The 15,249-nt window shown below is 58.7% G+C and carries 18 protein-coding genes and 1 other RNA gene; 12 read left to right on the top strand and 7 right to left on the bottom strand.

Annotated features, from left to right (window positions below):
- Nucleotides 1–57: 57 nt before the first annotated feature.
- Genes ASG35_RS08970 through ASG35_RS08960 form a run of 3 tightly spaced genes read left to right on the top strand, consistent with a single transcriptional unit; the run spans nucleotide 58 to nucleotide 2,197 of the window.
- Nucleotides 58–798: an amino acid ABC transporter permease gene (locus ASG35_RS08970; protein ID WP_056355716.1), complete on the top strand. Its 741-nt coding sequence runs from the start codon at nucleotides 58–60 to the stop codon at nucleotides 796–798.
- A complete protein-coding gene (gene gltK / locus ASG35_RS08965) occupies nucleotides 798–1,475 on the top strand; it encodes a glutamate/aspartate ABC transporter permease GltK (RefSeq protein WP_056355714.1) in 678 nt (225 codons plus the stop codon). The genes ASG35_RS08970 and gltK overlap by 1 nt, the downstream gene beginning before the upstream one ends.
- Nucleotides 1,472–2,197 carry an amino acid ABC transporter ATP-binding protein gene (locus ASG35_RS08960; RefSeq protein WP_056355711.1) on the top strand — a complete coding sequence of 242 codons (726 nt, stop codon included), beginning with the start codon at nucleotides 1,472–1,474 and terminating at the stop codon, nucleotides 2,195–2,197. The genes gltK and ASG35_RS08960 overlap by 4 nt, the downstream gene beginning before the upstream one ends.
- An 83-nt stretch (nucleotides 2,198–2,280) precedes the next feature.
- Here the strand turns inward: ASG35_RS08960 and ASG35_RS08955 are convergent, their stop codons facing one another.
- Together ASG35_RS08955 and ASG35_RS08950 are read right to left on the bottom strand one after the other, a co-directional pair.
- Complete coding sequence (locus ASG35_RS08955) at nucleotides 2,281–2,625, bottom strand: YegP family protein (protein WP_056355710.1); 345 nt, start codon at nucleotides 2,623–2,625, stop codon at nucleotides 2,281–2,283.
- Nucleotides 2,626–2,685: 60 nt separating this feature from the next.
- On the bottom strand, nucleotides 2,686–3,588 hold the full coding sequence (locus tag ASG35_RS08950) for a class II glutamine amidotransferase (protein WP_082508298.1): 903 nt from the start codon (nucleotides 3,586–3,588) through the stop codon (nucleotides 2,686–2,688).
- 233 nt (nucleotides 3,589–3,821) lie between these two features.
- Here ASG35_RS08950 and pyrC point away from each other — a divergent pair, with 233 nt between their 5' ends.
- The 3 genes from pyrC to rnpB all read left to right on the top strand — a co-directional run bounded on the left by pyrC (nucleotide 3,822) and on the right by rnpB (nucleotide 6,232).
- Complete coding sequence (gene pyrC, locus ASG35_RS08945; protein WP_056355708.1) at nucleotides 3,822–4,889, top strand: dihydroorotase; 1,068 nt, start codon at nucleotides 3,822–3,824, stop codon at nucleotides 4,887–4,889.
- Nucleotides 4,890–4,904: 15 nt separating this feature from the next.
- Nucleotides 4,905–5,771, top strand: coding sequence for a DUF3025 domain-containing protein (locus tag ASG35_RS08940; RefSeq protein WP_056355706.1), 867 nt, complete (start codon nucleotides 4,905–4,907; stop codon nucleotides 5,769–5,771).
- Nucleotides 5,772–5,815: 44 nt separating this feature from the next.
- An RNA gene (gene rnpB / locus ASG35_RS09185) (RNase P RNA component class A) lies at nucleotides 5,816–6,232 on the top strand.
- Nucleotides 6,233–6,298: 66 nt separating this feature from the next.
- On the opposite strand, the gene ASG35_RS08935 is transcribed toward rnpB, so the two are convergent.
- Nucleotides 6,299–6,721, bottom strand: coding sequence for an OsmC family protein (locus ASG35_RS08935; RefSeq protein ID WP_056355704.1), 423 nt, complete (start codon nucleotides 6,719–6,721; stop codon nucleotides 6,299–6,301).
- Nucleotides 6,722–7,358: 637 nt separating this feature from the next.
- On the opposite strand from ASG35_RS08935, the gene rplM reads away from it, so the two are divergent.
- The 3 genes from rplM (at nucleotide 7,359) to erpA (ending at nucleotide 8,797) form a co-directional block, all read left to right on the top strand.
- A complete protein-coding gene (gene rplM / locus ASG35_RS08930; RefSeq protein WP_031357525.1) occupies nucleotides 7,359–7,787 on the top strand; it encodes a 50S ribosomal protein L13 in 429 nt (142 codons plus the stop codon).
- 11 nt (nucleotides 7,788–7,798) lie between these two features.
- The gene (gene rpsI / locus ASG35_RS08925; protein ID WP_056355701.1) at nucleotides 7,799–8,191 is read left to right on the top strand and encodes a 30S ribosomal protein S9; all 393 of its coding nucleotides are present in this window, start codon (nucleotides 7,799–7,801) and stop codon (nucleotides 8,189–8,191) included.
- A 240-nt stretch (nucleotides 8,192–8,431) separates the two neighbouring features.
- Nucleotides 8,432–8,797, top strand: a complete 366-nt coding sequence (gene erpA / locus ASG35_RS08920) for an iron-sulfur cluster insertion protein ErpA (protein ID WP_031357523.1) — start codon at nucleotides 8,432–8,434, stop codon at nucleotides 8,795–8,797.
- Nucleotides 8,798–8,882: 85 nt separating this feature from the next.
- Here erpA and ASG35_RS08915 read toward each other — a convergent pair whose 3' ends face one another.
- On the bottom strand, nucleotides 8,883–10,037 hold the full coding sequence (locus tag ASG35_RS08915; protein ID WP_200945700.1) for an anhydro-N-acetylmuramic acid kinase: 1,155 nt from the start codon (nucleotides 10,035–10,037) through the stop codon (nucleotides 8,883–8,885).
- 351 nt (nucleotides 10,038–10,388) lie between these two features.
- On the opposite strand from ASG35_RS08915, the gene tyrS reads away from it, so the two are divergent.
- Genes tyrS through ASG35_RS08900 form a run of 3 tightly spaced genes read left to right on the top strand, consistent with a single transcriptional unit; the run spans nucleotide 10,389 to nucleotide 12,820 of the window.
- Nucleotides 10,389–11,645: a tyrosine--tRNA ligase gene (gene tyrS, locus ASG35_RS08910; RefSeq protein ID WP_056355699.1), complete on the top strand. Its 1,257-nt coding sequence runs from the start codon at nucleotides 10,389–10,391 to the stop codon at nucleotides 11,643–11,645.
- A 4-nt stretch (nucleotides 11,646–11,649) separates the two neighbouring features.
- Nucleotides 11,650–12,108 carry a D-aminoacyl-tRNA deacylase gene (gene dtd / locus ASG35_RS08905; RefSeq protein WP_056355697.1) on the top strand — a complete coding sequence of 153 codons (459 nt, stop codon included), beginning with the start codon at nucleotides 11,650–11,652 and terminating at the stop codon, nucleotides 12,106–12,108.
- Between the two features lie 49 nt (nucleotides 12,109–12,157).
- A complete protein-coding gene (locus ASG35_RS08900; protein ID WP_056355695.1) occupies nucleotides 12,158–12,820 on the top strand; it encodes a histidine phosphatase family protein in 663 nt (220 codons plus the stop codon).
- A gap of 4 nt (nucleotides 12,821–12,824) precedes the next feature.
- Here ASG35_RS08900 and ruvB read toward each other — a convergent pair whose 3' ends face one another.
- From ruvB to ruvC, 3 genes are all read right to left on the bottom strand, one after another.
- Nucleotides 12,825–13,889: a Holliday junction branch migration DNA helicase RuvB gene (gene ruvB, locus ASG35_RS08895; RefSeq protein ID WP_056355694.1), complete on the bottom strand. Its 1,065-nt coding sequence runs from the start codon at nucleotides 13,887–13,889 to the stop codon at nucleotides 12,825–12,827.
- 123 nt (nucleotides 13,890–14,012) lie between these two features.
- The gene (ruvA, locus tag ASG35_RS08890) at nucleotides 14,013–14,603 is read right to left on the bottom strand and encodes a Holliday junction branch migration protein RuvA (RefSeq protein WP_056355692.1); all 591 of its coding nucleotides are present in this window, start codon (nucleotides 14,601–14,603) and stop codon (nucleotides 14,013–14,015) included.
- Between the two features lie 21 nt (nucleotides 14,604–14,624).
- On the bottom strand, nucleotides 14,625–15,167 hold the full coding sequence (gene ruvC / locus ASG35_RS08885; protein ID WP_056355690.1) for a crossover junction endodeoxyribonuclease RuvC: 543 nt from the start codon (nucleotides 15,165–15,167) through the stop codon (nucleotides 14,625–14,627).
- Nucleotides 15,168–15,249: the final 82 nt, after the last annotated feature.

The following is a 15,249-nucleotide window of genomic DNA, read 5'->3' as shown; positions in this document are numbered from 1 at the left end:
TGGATTGATGGAAACGGAAGGAGCGCTGCTTCTTCCGTTTTCTTTTGGAGGGAGTTCATGTCCTACCACTGGAACTGGGGCGTTTTCTTAAGCCCTGTCTCGACTGGCGAGCCGACCACGTATCTCGGCTGGCTTATTTCCGGTTTCTGGGTGACCGTCACCGTCTCGCTTGCTTCATGGGTCGTGGCGCTCGTCGTGGGTTCGCTGTTCGGCATTCTGCGCACGGTGCCCAATCGCAAGCTTGCGACTATCGGCACCGTTTACGTCGCGATCTTTCGCAATATTCCTCTGCTCGTGCAGTTCTTCATCTGGTATCTCGTGATACCCGAATTGCTGCCGCCATCCATTGGCAACTGGTTCAAGCAACTGCCGCCGAACGTGCAGTTCTATACATCATCCATTGTCTGTCTCGGGCTGTTCACCGGTGCTCGCGTGTGCGAGCAAGTGCGCTCGGGCATCGCCACCTTGCCGCGCGGACAGCGCGCCGCGGGCCTTGCAATGGGCTTCACCGAATGGCAGACGTACAGGTACATCCTGATGCCGGTTGCGTACCGGATGATCGTGCCGCCGCTCACGTCCGAGTTCCTGAACGTGTTCAAGAACTCGGCGGTGGCATCGACCATCGGTCTGCTCGAGTTGTCGGCGCAAGCGCGGCAACTGGTGGACTACACCGCGCAGTCGTATGAGTCGTTCATTGCCGTGACGCTTGCCTACATGCTGATCAATCTGATCGTCATGCAACTGATGCGCTGGGTGGAAGCGAAAACCCGGTTGCCTGGCTACATTGGAGGCAAATAATGCATCACTTCAACTGGAGCGGCGTCATTAGTTCGCTGCCTACGCTTTGGACCGGCGCCATCATCACGTTCAAGATCACGGTGCTCGCGCTCGTGTTCGGGATCTTGTGGGGAACGGTGCTCGCGTTGCTGCGTCTTTCGGGCGTGAAACCGCTTGTATGGTTTGCGAAGGGCTACGTCACGCTGTTTCGATCGATACCGCTCGTCATGGTCTTGCTGTGGTTCTTTTTGATCGTCCCGCAATTCCTGCAAAATGTGCTGGGTTTGTCGGCGGAAGTCGATATTCGCCTGGCTTCCGCAATGGTCGCGTTCTCGCTCTTCGAGGCTGCGTACTATTCGGAGATCATTCGCGCGGGCATTCAGGCGGTGTCGCGCGGGCAGGTGAACGCGGCGTTCGCGCTCGGCATGACCTACATGCAGTCGATGAAACTCATCATCCTGCCGCAGGCGTTTCGCGCAATGGTGCCGTTGCTGCTCACGCAGGCCATTGTGTTGTTCCAGGATACGTCGCTTGTGTACGTGATCAGCCTCGCGGATTTTTTCCGCACGGCAACGAACGTGGGTGACCGCGACGGAACGACCGTCGAGATGGTGTTGTTCGCCGGCGCCTGTTATTTCGTGGTGTGCCTGGCCGCATCCGGTCTGGTCAAAAGTCTTCAGAAAAAGGTCGCTCGATGATCTCACTCAAGAATGTTTCGAAGTGGTATGGCCCGTTTCAAGTGCTCACCGATTGCACGACGGAAGTCAAAAAGGGCGAAGTGGTCGTGGTCTGCGGACCTTCGGGTTCGGGTAAATCCACGCTGATCAAAACCGTGAACGGACTCGAGCCGTTTCAGAAAGGCGAGATCACCATCAACGGTCAGTCGATCGGCGACAAGAAAACGAATCTGTCGAAGCTGCGCGCGAAGGTTGGCATGGTGTTCCAGCACTTCGAACTGTTTCCGCATTTGTCGATTGTGCAGAACCTGACGCTGGCGCAGATCAAGGTACTGGGGCGTTCGAAGGACGAAGCAACGGCCAAGGGTTTGAAGTTGCTGGATCGCGTGGGTCTTTCCGCTCAAGCCGATAAATTTCCCGGCCAGTTGTCGGGCGGTCAGCAACAGCGTGTGGCGATTGCGCGGGCGTTATCGATGGATCCGATCGCCATGCTTTTCGACGAACCCACGTCCGCGCTCGACCCGGAAATGATCAACGAAGTGCTCGACGTCATGGTCGAACTCGCGCAAGAAGGCATGACCATGATGTGCGTGACGCACGAAATGGGCTTCGCGAAGAAAGTCGCGCATCGAGTGATTTTCATGGACCGCGGCTTGATTGTCGAAGACGACAAGAAGGATGCGTTCTTCGACAATCCGAAATCGGATCGGGCCAAGGACTTTTTGGCGAAGATCTTGCACTGACGTTTTTCGCCCGGACGTATTCACGTTCCGGGCGCTTCATTCAAAAAGGCCGTTTCAACTCGCGTTGGAACGGCCTTTTCAATTTAGTCGTGCGCCTTCGTGTTGTCCTGCGTTATCGCGTCCGGCGCATTTTTCTTCACGGATTCAATGCCGGCGTCGCGTGCCGACGTGCTGCTATACGCTTCGCTCACGCCGATAATCTCGTGATTCCCCGCCTTCAAATTGAAGTATGGCGCGCCGCTTTTATCGGTTTTGCGCTCGTAGCGTTCGTCGAGCAGCGCATTGGTTTTCACCGATGCAATGCCGTGTTCCGCGGAAGCCCGCGTCACGTACATTTCACTTTTGAGGATGGGTTCGCCGTTGCCGGCGCGAAGGTTGAAGTAGAACTGGCCGTTGCGGGCTTTATCGATGACGAACTTTCCTGACATGGCATGTGCTCCCGGGTGAGTGGAACGAGCGTGAGTTCAGGTGATCTTCAAAGTGTAATGCTATTCAATGCCGAGTTCGGTCTCCACGTCGGCAGTCGTTTCGATAGTATCCGCGCGCAATACCGACTCGACGCAAACCTTGCACAACGGTTCGCGCGCTTTTTCCGCGACCTCTGCCGGGACTGGCACGTTAACCGTTTTCAGCAGCGCACCGTGCTGGAACCACGCCAGGTCGCCCGGTTCGAAGCGGGTCCAGATTTCATCGTCGGTGAGTGGCGACGTTGCGATCACCGCCACGCGATCTTCGGGCGTGGTGTATTTCGCGAAATCGATCGACATGTCGGCATCGATCAAATGAGCCGTCGAGAACGGCCAGCTGCGTACCAGATAGTACAAATGCGTCGAGCAATGCGAGAACAGTGCCTGGCCGTTCGACATCAGGAAGTTGAACACGCCGAACTGCGTGATTTCGCGCGTCAGCCTTTCGAGCGCGGCAAAGAGTTCATCGAGCGGCGGCTGGCTGCCTGGAAACTCGCGCCGGAGCCCTTGCAGCAACGCGCAGAATGCAAGTTCGCTGTCCGTTGTGCCGACCGGCTGATACTGGCCGTTCAGACAAGGCTTGTAGTCCTTTAAGTCGCCGTTGTGCGCGAAAATCCAGTGCCGGCCCCACAGCTCGCGCATGAACGGATGGCAGTTTTCCAGCAGAATGTGTCCCTGCGTGGCCTTGCGGATATGCGCGATCGTGTTCTTGGACTTGATCGGGTAACGCTTCACCATCTCGGCGAGCGGAGAGCTTGCCGACGACTGATGATCGATGAAAAGCCGGCACGCCTTGTCTTCGAAGAACGCAATCCCCCAACCATCCGCGTGATGGTCGGTCACGCCGCCACGCGCCGCGAAACCGGTGAACGAGAACGTCACGTCCGTGGGTTCCGCGCAGTTCATTCCGAGAAGTTGGCACATTGCTGGGGCTGCAGACTGGGTGAATGGAGCTACCCGTTACAATACGAGTACCCAAAGCATAGCACCGACAAAACCGCCAAAAAATCGCGTCTTCGAGCCGTTCGTGGCATCGTTGTTGAATTTCCACGGTGCTAAAGCGCGCGGCGAGGCAAAGTTACCGGTTTGGTCGGCTGCAAAATGACGGCCTGTCGTGCCGCCGGCCTATTCCGAATATTCTCATCGTCACCACGCCCATGTCCGCATCTTCGTCCGCAGTTTCCGCTGATTCCGTAACCCTCACCCGTCCCGATGACTGGCATCTGCACGTGCGCGACGGTGCGGTGCTCGCCGTCGTTTTGCCGCACACCGCGCGTCAGTTTGGCCGGGCGATCATCATGCCGAACCTGCGGCCGCCGGTGACGACGACCGAAATGGCGGCGGCGTATCGTGGGCGAATCCTGGCAGCGTTGCCGAAGGACGGTCCGGGCGCGAAGTTCGAACCGCTAATGACCCTTTATCTCACCGATAACACCCCGCCCGACGAGATCCGTCGCGCGCGCGAAAGCGGCTTTGTGCATGGCGTGAAGCTTTATCCGGCGGGCGCGACGACCAATTCCGACGCGGGCGTGACGAGCATCGCGAAGTGCGCGAAAACGCTGGAAGCGATGCAGGAGCATGACTTGCCGCTCCTCGTGCATGGCGAGGTGACGGACCCGGCTATCGATATGTTCGATCGCGAGAAGGTGTTTATCGATCGCGTGATGACGCCTTTGCGGCGCGATTTTCCGGCGCTGAATGTCGTGTTCGAGCACATCACGACCAAAGATGCCGCCGATTATGTCCGCGATGCCGACGGTCCGACTGGCGCGACGCTGACCGCGCATCATCTGCTGTACAACCGAAATGCGTTGTTCGTGGGCGGGATTCGGCCGCATTACTACTGCTTGCCGGTGTTGAAGCGCGAGACGCATCGGGTGGCGTTGCTGGCGGCGGCGACATCGGGGAATCCGCGATTTTTCCTCGGCACGGACAGCGCACCGCATGCGAAAGGTTTGAAGGAGCACGCTTGCGGTTGCGCGGGTTGCTACACGGCGCTGCACGCGCTGGAGCTTTATACCCAAGCCTTCGATCAAGCCGGCGCGCTCGACAAGCTCGAAGGTTTTGCAAGTTTCCATGGCGCCGATTTCTACGGCTTGCCGCGCGCCACCGAGCAGGTCACGCTTCGTCGCGAGGAATGGACGTTGCCGGCTGAATTCATGGCCGGCGATAACGAAATCGTGCCGCTCGGTGGCGGCGAATCAATCGGCTGGCGGCTGGTTTAAAGCCACGCCGGGCGCATGTCTGATTCAGCTCGAAACGCCGGGCGGCCGCCGACATTGTTTGATGCGCGCACACTGCCGGGTTTCGCTGATATCGACTGGTCGCGCGCCTGGCTTGCCCCGTTGGCCGAGCGCGGCGCACACTGGCAGCAGTCGGCGCTCGAAAGTTATCCCGCATATCTCTCCACATTGAACGCCGATGCACGCGCCGAACCAAGGGCGACCGGGCGCGGCGAGCTTTTGTCGTTCATCGCGCAGGACGATTTGCCCGCGGGCGCATCGTACGAAGGGCACATTGCCGCGACCGGATGTGTGCCGACGCGCCACAATCTCCACGATTTCTTCAACGGCGCGATGTGGTTTCAGTATCCGCGCATCAAGGCCGCCCTCAACGCGCGCCAGGCGGCGGAAATCGATGCGCTCGGCATCGGCTCAAGCCGTGGCGCCACGCGCGATGCCCTAACACTCTTCGATGAAAACGCCGTCTTGTTTGCTTGCGCCGACCTGTCGATCGCGGCTGCGCTTCGGGCTTTTGATTGGCGCGCGGTGTTTATTGAACATCGGGCGGCTTGGGGAACGGCTTGCGAAGCGCGGATTTTTGGCCATGCGCTGCTCGAAAAGCTGATCGCGCCGTACAAGGCATGCACGGGGCATGCGTGGATCGTAGAAGTCGAGCCGGCCTATTTCCTTGCCGCAGAGGCCGAACGCCGTGCGATTCTCGATCACAAAGTATCCAGCCGCCTCGCGTCCGAAGCCATTTCCAGCCGATGCTTCACACCGCTGCCCGTGCTGGGCGTCCCGGGATGGTGGCCGGAAAACGAAGCGCATTCTTTCTACGATGACGCGCAGGTTTTCCGCTCTGGACGTCGTCGTAACGGGCTTTGATCTACAGCCTGAGCGAATCCGGCGCATGTTAAAATTTGCATCGCAAAGTAGGTCAGGCAGTCGCGGCTGATCCGGTTTCGGCCGGAAAGGGCGAGGAAAGTCCGGACTCCAACAGGCAGGGTGATGGCTAACGGCCATCCGTGGCGACACGCGGAACAGGGCAACAGAAAGCAAACCGCCGATGGCCCCGGGCGCAAGCCTGGGGATCAGGTAAGGGTGAAACGGTGCGGTAAGAGCGCACCGCGGCTGCTGCAAGGCAGACCGGCAAGGTAACCTCCACCCGGAGCAATTCCAAGTAGGCAGGCGCGCATCTTCGCGATGCAGGACGGTGCCTCCGTCTCGTCTGCGGGTAGGGAGCTTGAGCGCGCCAGTAATGGCGCGACTAGAGGAATGGCTGCCACGCGTTCACGCTTTCGGGCGCTGGATGCGCACAGAATCCGGCTTATCGGCCTGCTTTGTGACTAATCAAAAAGAAAGCCGGCGTCAGTGACGCCGGCTTTTTTCATCTTTTTTCTTCGATACCGCTTCTAGCTCGGAACGATATCGAACGAATGCGTCAGTTCGGCCGTCTTCGCCAGCATGATCGAGGCGGAACAGTATTTGTCGTGCGAAAGCGTGATTGCGCGTTCCACGGTCGCCGGATTCAGGTTCTTGCCCGTCACCGTGAAGTGAAAGTGAATCTTTGTAAAAACCTTCGGATCTTCGCTCGCGCGTTCGGCTTTAAGCGTCACCGAGCATCCGACGACTTCCTGACGGCTTTTCTTCAGGATCATCACGACGTCGTACGCGGTGCAGCCGCCCGTGCCTAGAAGGACCATTTCCATTGGACGCGGGGATAAGTTGCGTCCGCCGCCCTCCGGCGCGCCATCCATAGTGACCAGATGGCCGCTGCCCGTTTCTGCAGCGAATGCCATTCCGTCTTGTCCCATCCAGCTAACTTTGCATTCCATGAGAAAACTCCGGTGCCGTTCGGCACTTGTCTATTCCCGGTGATTGTAGCGTTTTAGCTTATTGCCGGAATCATAGCTGGCGTTTCTGCCCCGGTTTTTCAATAGCGGTGCTGCGGCGCGATCAGGCTGGTAAATCGGGAATTTCCCTATCGAGAGAAGGGTGTATAACAACGCTGATGGCGCGTCTTTCGGCCGACTGGCTTGTTCAAATGTTTGATTCAAAACGATATTTTCACCATGCTCGGCTCGTTTCGATATTTTGCATTATGAAATTCAATCTCACGATGTAAATTTACTTGCTTTGCACAAAACCAGTTCATATACTTGCTCCTGTCTCCTCCACCTCCTCCTAGGTGGATTCAGCCCGAGCCCAAGGCTCGGGCTTTTTTTCGCTCGTCTTTTCCGATGTTCTACGGCTGACGAGGCTGGCGCCACGGCGCCGAAATTCAAAGCAACCAAGGCCGGCCGAGCGCCGTTTCAGCTTGTTTTGACTTCGCACCAAAATTTCCCTTATAATTCAAAGTTCTCTATCCGCACCATGCCCGCGGACGAGAACCAGGGAGAGCCCGCACGCGCCTCGATGCGCACGAACATACAAGCGGGACAAAGTAGGGCAGAATTATTTTTTGGATCGATCATGAAGACGTTTTCCGCAAAAGCCCATGAGGTGACGCGTGAATGGTACGTGATTGACGCGACGGATAAGGTTCTCGGACGTGTCGCCAGTGAAGTGGCCGCCCGACTTCGCGGCAAGCACAAACCCGAGTTCACCCCGCACGTCGACACTGGCGATTTCATCGTCATCATCAACGCCAGCAAGTTGCGCGTCACGGGCAACAAGGGTACTGACAAGAAGTACTACCGTCACTCGGGCTATCCGGGCGGCATCTACGAAACGACGTTCAACAAGATGCAAGAACGCTTCCCGGGCCGCGCGTTCGAGAAAGCCGTTAAGGGCATGTTGCCGAAAGGTCCGCTCGGCTACGCTATGATCAAGAAGCTCAAGGTCTACGCTGGCGCAACGCATCCGCATACGGCTCAACAGCCTAAAGCGCTCGAGATCTAAAGGGAGCCCATATGATCGGTAATTGGAATTACGGTACGGGCCGCCGCAAGAGCGCCGTTGCCCGCGTGTTCATCAAGTCCGGCACGGGCGAGATCATTGTCAATGGCAAGCCCATTGCTGATTACTTCTCGCGCGAAACGTCACTGATGATCGTGCGCCAGCCGCTCGAACTGACGAGCCACGCCACCACGTTCGACATCAAGGTCAACGTGAACGGCGGCGGTGAGACGGGTCAGGCCGGTGCAGTTCGCCACGGCATCACCCGCGCGCTGATGGACTACGACGCTACGCTGAAGCCCACGCTGTCGCAAGCTGGCTTCGTTACCCGCGATGCTCGTGAAGTCGAACGTAAGAAGGTTGGTTTCCACAAGGCACGTCGCCGGAAGCAATTCTCGAAGCGTTAATCTGTTTGGCGGTTTCGTCGCTTTGGCGGCGAAATGGCTCAGAAAGCCGCCCGCGTGTATGCGCTGGCGGCTTTTTTCGTTGATTTCATTAATCGAGTACGTTGCTTGGCCGACACCATTCAAGCGGCCGTGGCAAATTCGGGATACTGTGGCGCGATAGCCTATTGATTACATGGGCTTCCAGCACGATATTGAGATCAGCCCTACAATAGGCACTAGAAGCTTTTTTGGAGAGTTCGAATGAACGCTGTCACCGATACCCCCACGACCGAAATGCCGCTGCCGTTCGTTTTCACGGATGCAGCCGCGGACAAGGTCAAGCAACTGATCGACGAAGAAGGCAACCCGGAATTGAAGCTGCGCGTGTTCGTGCAGGGCGGCGGCTGTTCGGGCTTCCAGTACGGCTTTACCTTCGACGAAGCTATCAACGAAGACGACACCGTGATGGACAAAGCCGGCGTCCAGCTTCTGATCGATTCAATGAGCTATCAATACCTCGTTGGCGCTGAGATCGACTATAAAGACGATCTAAATGGCGCGCAGTTCGTGATCAAGAATCCGAATGCAACCAGCACGTGCGGCTGCGGATCTTCGTTCTCGGCTTGATTCTGGTCAGAGCACTTCATTCGATGTTGCAATGAAACGGAGCCTGCGGGCTCCGTTTTTGTTTCTATTGCGGAACCGAGCGTAGTCAGCGCGGATAAATAGCGCCGAGAACCCGCTCACCCGCAGCGCCCGTTACTGCCGGCACATTTCCGGCTTCGCGGGCCACGCAGCGCATTGCCAGCCACGCGAATGCCAACGCCTCGACCTGTTGTGGCGGCACGCCGAGCGCGTCCGTTGTCATGACAGGAACGCCCGACACGCCCGTGTCGGCGAGCGCCTGCTGGATTGCGCTCATAAGTACCGGATTGCGTGCACCACCTCCGCAGACATAGACCGCTCGGCAATCGGACGCATGCCGCTCGATTTCCCGTGCAATGGTGATTGCCGTGAGCGCAACGAGCGTCGCCTGGACGTCGGCGGGTGAAACCGTGTTGAATCCGGCGAGCTTTGCATCGAGCCATGCGGGGTTGAACAGATCGCGTCCGGTACTTTTAGGCGGCTGCTGTTCGAAAAACGGTTCATCGAGCAGCGCGTTCAACAATGGCCGATTCACCTGTCCTTGCGAAGCGAAATGACCGCTTTCGTCGAACGGACGATTCAAGTGGCGGTGCGCCCATTCGTCGAGCAGTGCGTTTGCTGGGCCGCAATCGAAGCCGTGAACACCGCCGCCCGCCAATAAAACCGTAATGTTGCTGATACCACCCAGGTTGCAGACCACGCGGGTTTCGTTCGTCGAACCAAAAATGGTCGCGTGAAACGCAGGGACAAGCGGCGCGCCTTGACCGCCCGCAGCGACGTCGCGGCTGCGAAAGTCCGCAACAATGTCGATGTTCGTCATCTCGGCAAGTAACGCAGGATTGTTGATCTGTCGCGTATAGGCTTTCTCCGGCCGATGCCGCACCGTTTGCCCGTGTACGCCGATCGCGCGAACCTTGGCAGCGGAGTAACCGCTCATGCTCGCCAGTTCGTGACAGCACACCGCGTAACGCGTGGCTAGCGCGTTTGCGGCCAGCGCTTCGCGCTCGAGCTCGTTTTCGCCGGGCGCCTGAAGGGCGAAGAGAGCTTCACGCAGGCCTTCCGAGAATCCTACGTGCGCCTCGCCAAGCACCACCGGCGGCTTGCCCGTGGTGAATTGCACAGCAACGCCGTCGACCCCGTCCATACTCGTGCCGGACATGAGCCCGAAATACACGCCGTCCGCTGCGTTGCCTGCTTCTCCTGCTTCGGTACGTCGCGCCACGTTGCCTCTCCCTTTCGATTCGATGCAAACCTACGGTCCGGACGACCGCCACGAGTGAATTATCCACGCATCAAAGCGCGTCGTTAAGCCGTCGAACGCAGCGTTAGCCATTCGGCCGTGTTTTACGTTCAAATTCGTCGTTGTTGGCACTGAAAAGCTGGCCGAATGGCTAACGCGCCGGGAAAACGGGGCGAATGCGCACGACATCACGTAAAATCCGATCCCTGAACCGAGTGAAAGTCGCGCTGATTTTGAACTCGCGAAGCATTGCAGACGAGCCGCAGCGCCGCGACCATTACCCGATGCGCGCTTTATCCGCATCCCGAATAAATCATCCGAAAAGTTGCAAGCATGAGCACAGAACCGAACGACTCTCCGGCTTCGGCTGCGAAAACCTTGCCCCTCACCGACGAAGTGCAAGCCGCGCTTGCCATCGCGAAACGGGGTTGCGACGAACTGCTGATCGAAGCAGAGTTCGCGCAGAAACTTGCGCGCAGCGCGTTGAGCGGCAAGCCGCTGCGTATCAAGCTTGGCCTTGATCCGACCGCGCCCGATATTCACATCGGCCATACGGTTGTGCTGAACAAAATGCGTCAGCTGCAGGACTTGGGCCATACGGTCATTTTCCTGATCGGCGATTTCACGTCGCTGATTGGCGATCCATCGGGGCGTAACGCCACGCGCCCGCCGCTGACGCGCGAACAGATCGAGTCGAACGCGAAGACGTATTTCGAACAGGCCACGCTGGTGCTGGATCGCGAGAAAACCGAGATTCGCTACAACAGCGAATGGTCGATGCCGCTTGGCGCCGACGGCATGATCAAGCTTGCGTCGCGTTACACGGTTGCGCGTATTCTCGAGCGCGAAGATTTCACCAAGCGTTATCAGGGCGGCATGCCGATCTCCATTCACGAGTTGCTGTACCCGCTCATGCAGGGATACGACTCGGTGGCGCTGAACGCCGACCTGGAACTCGGCGGCACGGACCAGAAGTTCAATCTGCTGGTTGGGCGCGAGTTGCAAAAACAGTATGGGCAAGAACAGCAGTGCATCTTGACCATGCCGCTGCTGGAAGGGCTGGATGGCGTCGAGAAGATGTCGAAGTCGAAGCACAACTACATCGGAATCAGCGAGAAGCCCGCGGACATGTTCGGCAAGCTGATGAGCATTTCCGACACGCTCATGTGGCGCTATTTCGAACTGCTGTCGTTCAGAAGCATGGAAGAGATCGCGCGGTTCAAGAGCGAAGCCGAAGGCGGCCGTAATCCGCGCGATTTCAAGGTGTTGCTCGGGCAGGAAATCGTCGCGCGATTCCACTCGCCGGCTGATGCCGAACGGGCGCTTGAAGACTTCAATCATCGGGCGAAGGGCGGGGTGCCGGACGAGATTGCATCGGTCACGCTGAGCGGTGCGCCGCTTGCCATCGGGCAGTTGCTGAAGCAGGCAGGACTGGTTCCATCGACGAGCGAAGCGCTGCGCAATATCGAGCAGAACGGCGTGAAAATCGATGGCGCGATCGTGTCGGACAAGGGCCTGAAAGTCGAAGCCGGCGAGTTTGTCGTGCAAGTCGGCAAACGTCGCTTTGCGCGCGTCACGCTGACGGCTTGAGTCCGTGATTGCGCTCATTCAACGCGTTTTGCGCGCCGATGTTCGTGTGGAAGGGCGCGTGACGGGCGCTATCGATACAGGCCTGCTGGCGCTCGTGTGCGCCGAACGCGGCGACACGCCCGCAGCGGCGGACAAGCTGCTGGCGAAAATGCTCGCGTACCGAGTGTTCAGCGACGCAGCCGGCAAGATGAATCTTCCGGTACGGGATATCGATGGTGCCGGGCGTGTTGGCGGCGTGCTGCTGGTATCGCAATTCACGCTCGCCGCCGATACATCCAGCGGCTTGCGGCCGAGCTTCACGCCGGCAGCGCCGCCGGACGAAGGCCTCAAGCTCTTCAATTATTTCGTTGCACAGGCGCGTAATGCCCATCCGATTGTCGAGACGGGTGAGTTCGGCGCAGACATGCAGGTGTCGCTGGTGAACGACGGGCCGGTCACGTTCTGGCTGCAAGTAAGTCCCTGATGTCCGCACATAGCGCCGGCCCATCCCAAGCGCATCCTTTGGAATCCCGATGATTACGCAAGTCCTCTTTATCAGACACGGCGAGACCGACTGGAATCGCATCAAGCGGATTCAGGGGCATATCGATATTCCGCTCAGCGCAAGCGGAGTCGCGCAGGCCGAACAACTCGCCCAGCGGCTATTGTTCGAGTCGAAATCTGGCGCACGGATCGATGCGGTCTATTCCAGCGACCTGCAACGTGCGCAGCAAACGGCCAGGCCTTTTGCCGATGCGCTCGGGTTATCGCTGAAACTGAACGAAGGGCTGCGCGAGCGTTTGTATGGCGGTTTTCAAGGCCACGACAGCGCGGAGATCCTGGCCAAGTATCCTGCCGAACATGCCGTCTGGCAGAGCCACGATCCCGATTTCGCCCCGCCCGACGGTGAATCTCAACGGGAATTTTCGCGGCGGGTGTTGAACGCCGTTGAACCCATCGTGGCAGCGCATCCGGGTGGGCGAATTGCATGCGTGGCGCATGGCGGCGTGCTGGACTGCATCTACCGGTATGCGTGCGGAATCCCGCTCGAAGTGCCTCGCGATTGGTTGTTGCTGAACACGAGCATCAACACGGTGGACTTCGAAAATGGTCACGCGAAGGTCGTCGCGTGGGGCAACGTTGCGCATCTGGCCGCGCCCAGCAGCGACGACGACCTGAAGGAAGTGCCCCGCTAAGCAGCTATTCGGGCGAGTTCGCGTCCCAGAGATCCCGAACAGGGCCGGCATCGGGTGCCGCAAGCCCAAAATGACGATAAGTAAGCAGCGTGGCAACGCGTCCGCGCGGCGTGCGCTGCAAATAACCTTGCTGGATTAGATAAGGCTCCAGCACGTCTTCAATCGTGTCGCGCTCTTCGCCAATTGCCGCAGCCAGATTGTCCACACCGACCGGGCCGCCATCGAATTTGTACAAAATGGCTTCCAGAAGCTTGCGGTCCATCAGGTCGAAGCCGACGGGATCGACGTCGAGCATTTTCAAAGCGGCATCGGCGACATCAGCCGTGATATTGCCGTTCGCCCGCACCTCGGCGTAATCGCGCACGCGCCGGAGCAGACGGTTTGCAATACGCGGCGTACCGCGCGCGCGTTTGGCAATCTCGAACGCTCCTTCCGGGACAATATTCGCTTTCAATAACGATGCCGATCGTGTGACGATCCGAGCCAATTCGCTCGCGGTATAAAACTCGAGCCGCGACACAATCCCGAAGCGGTCCCGCAGCGGATTGGTCAGCATCCCGGCGCGGGTCGTTGCGCCGACCAGCGTGAACGGCTGCAAATCCAGCTTCACGCTGCGCGCCGCCGGGCCTTCGCCGATCATGATGTCGATCTGATAATCCTCGAGCGCCGGGTACAGGATTTCCTCGACAACCGGCGACAGCCGATGAATTTCATCGATGAAAAGTACGTCGTTCTTTTCAAGGTTTGTCAGCAACGCGGCAAGATCGCCGGCGCGTTCCAGCACCGGTCCCGACGTCTGCCGCAAATTCACGCCCATTTCTCGCGCAATGATGTGCGCGAGCGTGGTTTTGCCGAGACCGGGCGGCCCGAACAGCAGTACGTGATCGAGCGCCTCGGAGCGCCTGCGGGCGGCTTCAATAAAGATTTGCAACTGATCCCGGATCTTTTCCTGCCCGACGTATTCCTCGAGCTGGCGCGGCCGCAACGCCCGCTCGAACACTTCCTCATTCGGCGAGACCGGAGTGGCCGAGATGATGCGTTCGGCGGCGAGTTTGTCGGTTTCTATCATGCGTCGATTGTACCGCGTGACTAAAGCGCCGAAAGCTGGCCAATCGGCCGACTGTTGGCCGGATCAACGACGTGGGACACTAAATCCGTTCTTGCTTGATCCGGTTCGAGTCGCGCTTGCGCATCAGCGTGTGGGTTGAAACGATAGTGCCTTCAGGGCGAGCTTGATGCCCTCTGAAACACCTGTTCCCGCGGGAACATTTTTCACCGCCATGAGTGCCTCTTTTTCGGAGTAACCCAATGCCAGCAAAGCGTTCAGGATATCGCTCGCGTGATCCGGGCCGGCCACAGTGCCTGATGCCGTCCCCAGATCCGCGCCGAGTTTGCCCTTCAATTCAAGCAACAGCCGCTCCGCCGTCTTCTTGCCAATACCCGGCGTACGCGTCAGGCGCGCGGCATCTTGCATTGTCACCGCTTGCGCGAGTTCCTGGACGCTCATGCCCGACAGCACCGCCAAGGCCATACGCGCACCGATTCCGCTGATCTTGAGCAACTCGCGAAAGGTCGTGCGCTCCTGTTGCGTACCGAAGCCGTAGAGCAAATGCGCGTCCTCGCGCACGATCAACTGCGTCAGCAGCACGATCTTTTCGCCGCTGTTCGGCAGGTTGTAGAAGGTGCTCATCGGCACGGCGATTTCATAGCCCACACCGCCGCAATCGACGAGCAAATACGGTGGGTTTTTTTCAAGCAAGACGCCTGCAATGCGACCAATCATGTTGAGGATCTTGTAATGGAGTTAGCCGACAAGGCGGCCGCGCCGAACGCGCAAGCCCTTCTTTGCCAGCGATGGCGCAATGCCGCCGAGGATTGCCGTCGCGCCTCCCGCGTGCGCGTGGCAGATGGCCATGCCGAGGGCATCGGCGGCGTCCGTGCTGGGCACGCCCGAAAGCGCAAGCAAGCGCACCACCATCTGCTGCATCTGCTCTTTCGTTGCGCGGCCGTAGCCCACCACGGCTTGCTTCAATTGCAAAGCCGTGTATTCGGCGACGGGCACGCCGTTCGCGACCAGTCCGCAAATGGCTGCGCCACGAGCCTGGCCGAGCAGCAGCGTGGATTGAGGATTGACGTTGACGAACACTTTTTCTATAGCCGATTGATCCGGCGAGTGTTGCCGCACGAGCGTCGAAATGCCCTCGAATATCGTGTTCAGACGCGACGGCAAATCAGCGTCCGCCGTCTTGATGACGCCGCTGGTCACGTAAGTCAGCGTGTGGCCGGTTTTATCGATGACGCCGAATCCCGTCACGCGCAGACCCGGGTCAATGCCGAGAATTCTCATGGAATGCCGTTGGAACGTAGTGCTTGCGATACTAACAGCGCGGCGCAAAAAGTAAAAAGCCCGGTGAACCTGACGGCCACCG

The sequence above is a fragment of the Burkholderia sp. Leaf177 genome, assembly GCF_001424345.1.
Lineage (GTDB): Bacteria > Pseudomonadota > Gammaproteobacteria > Burkholderiales > Burkholderiaceae > Caballeronia.
This window is presented reverse-complemented; position numbering and strand designations above follow the sequence as displayed.

Excerpts from the sequence above, each read along its gene's own strand:
- ASG35_RS08970 (WP_056355716.1), top strand. The coding sequence starts at position 58 with ATGTCCTACCACTGGAACTGGGGCGTTTTCTTAAGCCCTGTCTCGACT.
- gltK (WP_056355714.1), top strand. The coding sequence starts at position 798 with ATGCATCACTTCAACTGGAGCGGCGTCATTAGTTCGCTGCCTACGCTT.
- ASG35_RS08960 (WP_056355711.1), top strand. The coding sequence starts at position 1,472 with ATGATCTCACTCAAGAATGTTTCGAAGTGGTATGGCCCGTTTCAAGTG.
- ASG35_RS08955 (WP_056355710.1), bottom strand. The coding sequence starts at position 2,625 with ATGTCAGGAAAGTTCGTCATCGATAAAGCCCGCAACGGCCAGTTCTAC.
- ASG35_RS08950 (WP_082508298.1), bottom strand. The coding sequence starts at position 3,588 with ATGTGCCAACTTCTCGGAATGAACTGCGCGGAACCCACGGACGTGACG.
- pyrC (WP_056355708.1), top strand. The coding sequence starts at position 3,822 with ATGTCCGCATCTTCGTCCGCAGTTTCCGCTGATTCCGTAACCCTCACC.
- ASG35_RS08940 (WP_056355706.1), top strand. The coding sequence starts at position 4,905 with ATGTCTGATTCAGCTCGAAACGCCGGGCGGCCGCCGACATTGTTTGAT.
- ASG35_RS08935 (WP_056355704.1), bottom strand. The coding sequence starts at position 6,721 with ATGGAATGCAAAGTTAGCTGGATGGGACAAGACGGAATGGCATTCGCT.
- rplM (WP_031357525.1), top strand. The coding sequence starts at position 7,359 with ATGAAGACGTTTTCCGCAAAAGCCCATGAGGTGACGCGTGAATGGTAC.
- rpsI (WP_056355701.1), top strand. The coding sequence starts at position 7,799 with ATGATCGGTAATTGGAATTACGGTACGGGCCGCCGCAAGAGCGCCGTT.
- erpA (WP_031357523.1), top strand. The coding sequence starts at position 8,432 with ATGAACGCTGTCACCGATACCCCCACGACCGAAATGCCGCTGCCGTTC.
- tyrS (WP_056355699.1), top strand. The coding sequence starts at position 10,389 with ATGAGCACAGAACCGAACGACTCTCCGGCTTCGGCTGCGAAAACCTTG.
- ASG35_RS08900 (WP_056355695.1), top strand. The coding sequence starts at position 12,158 with ATGATTACGCAAGTCCTCTTTATCAGACACGGCGAGACCGACTGGAAT.
- ruvB (WP_056355694.1), bottom strand. The coding sequence starts at position 13,889 with ATGATAGAAACCGACAAACTCGCCGCCGAACGCATCATCTCGGCCACT.
- ruvA (WP_056355692.1), bottom strand. The coding sequence starts at position 14,603 with ATGATTGGTCGCATTGCAGGCGTCTTGCTTGAAAAAAACCCACCGTAT.
- ruvC (WP_056355690.1), bottom strand. The coding sequence starts at position 15,167 with ATGAGAATTCTCGGCATTGACCCGGGTCTGCGCGTGACGGGATTCGGC.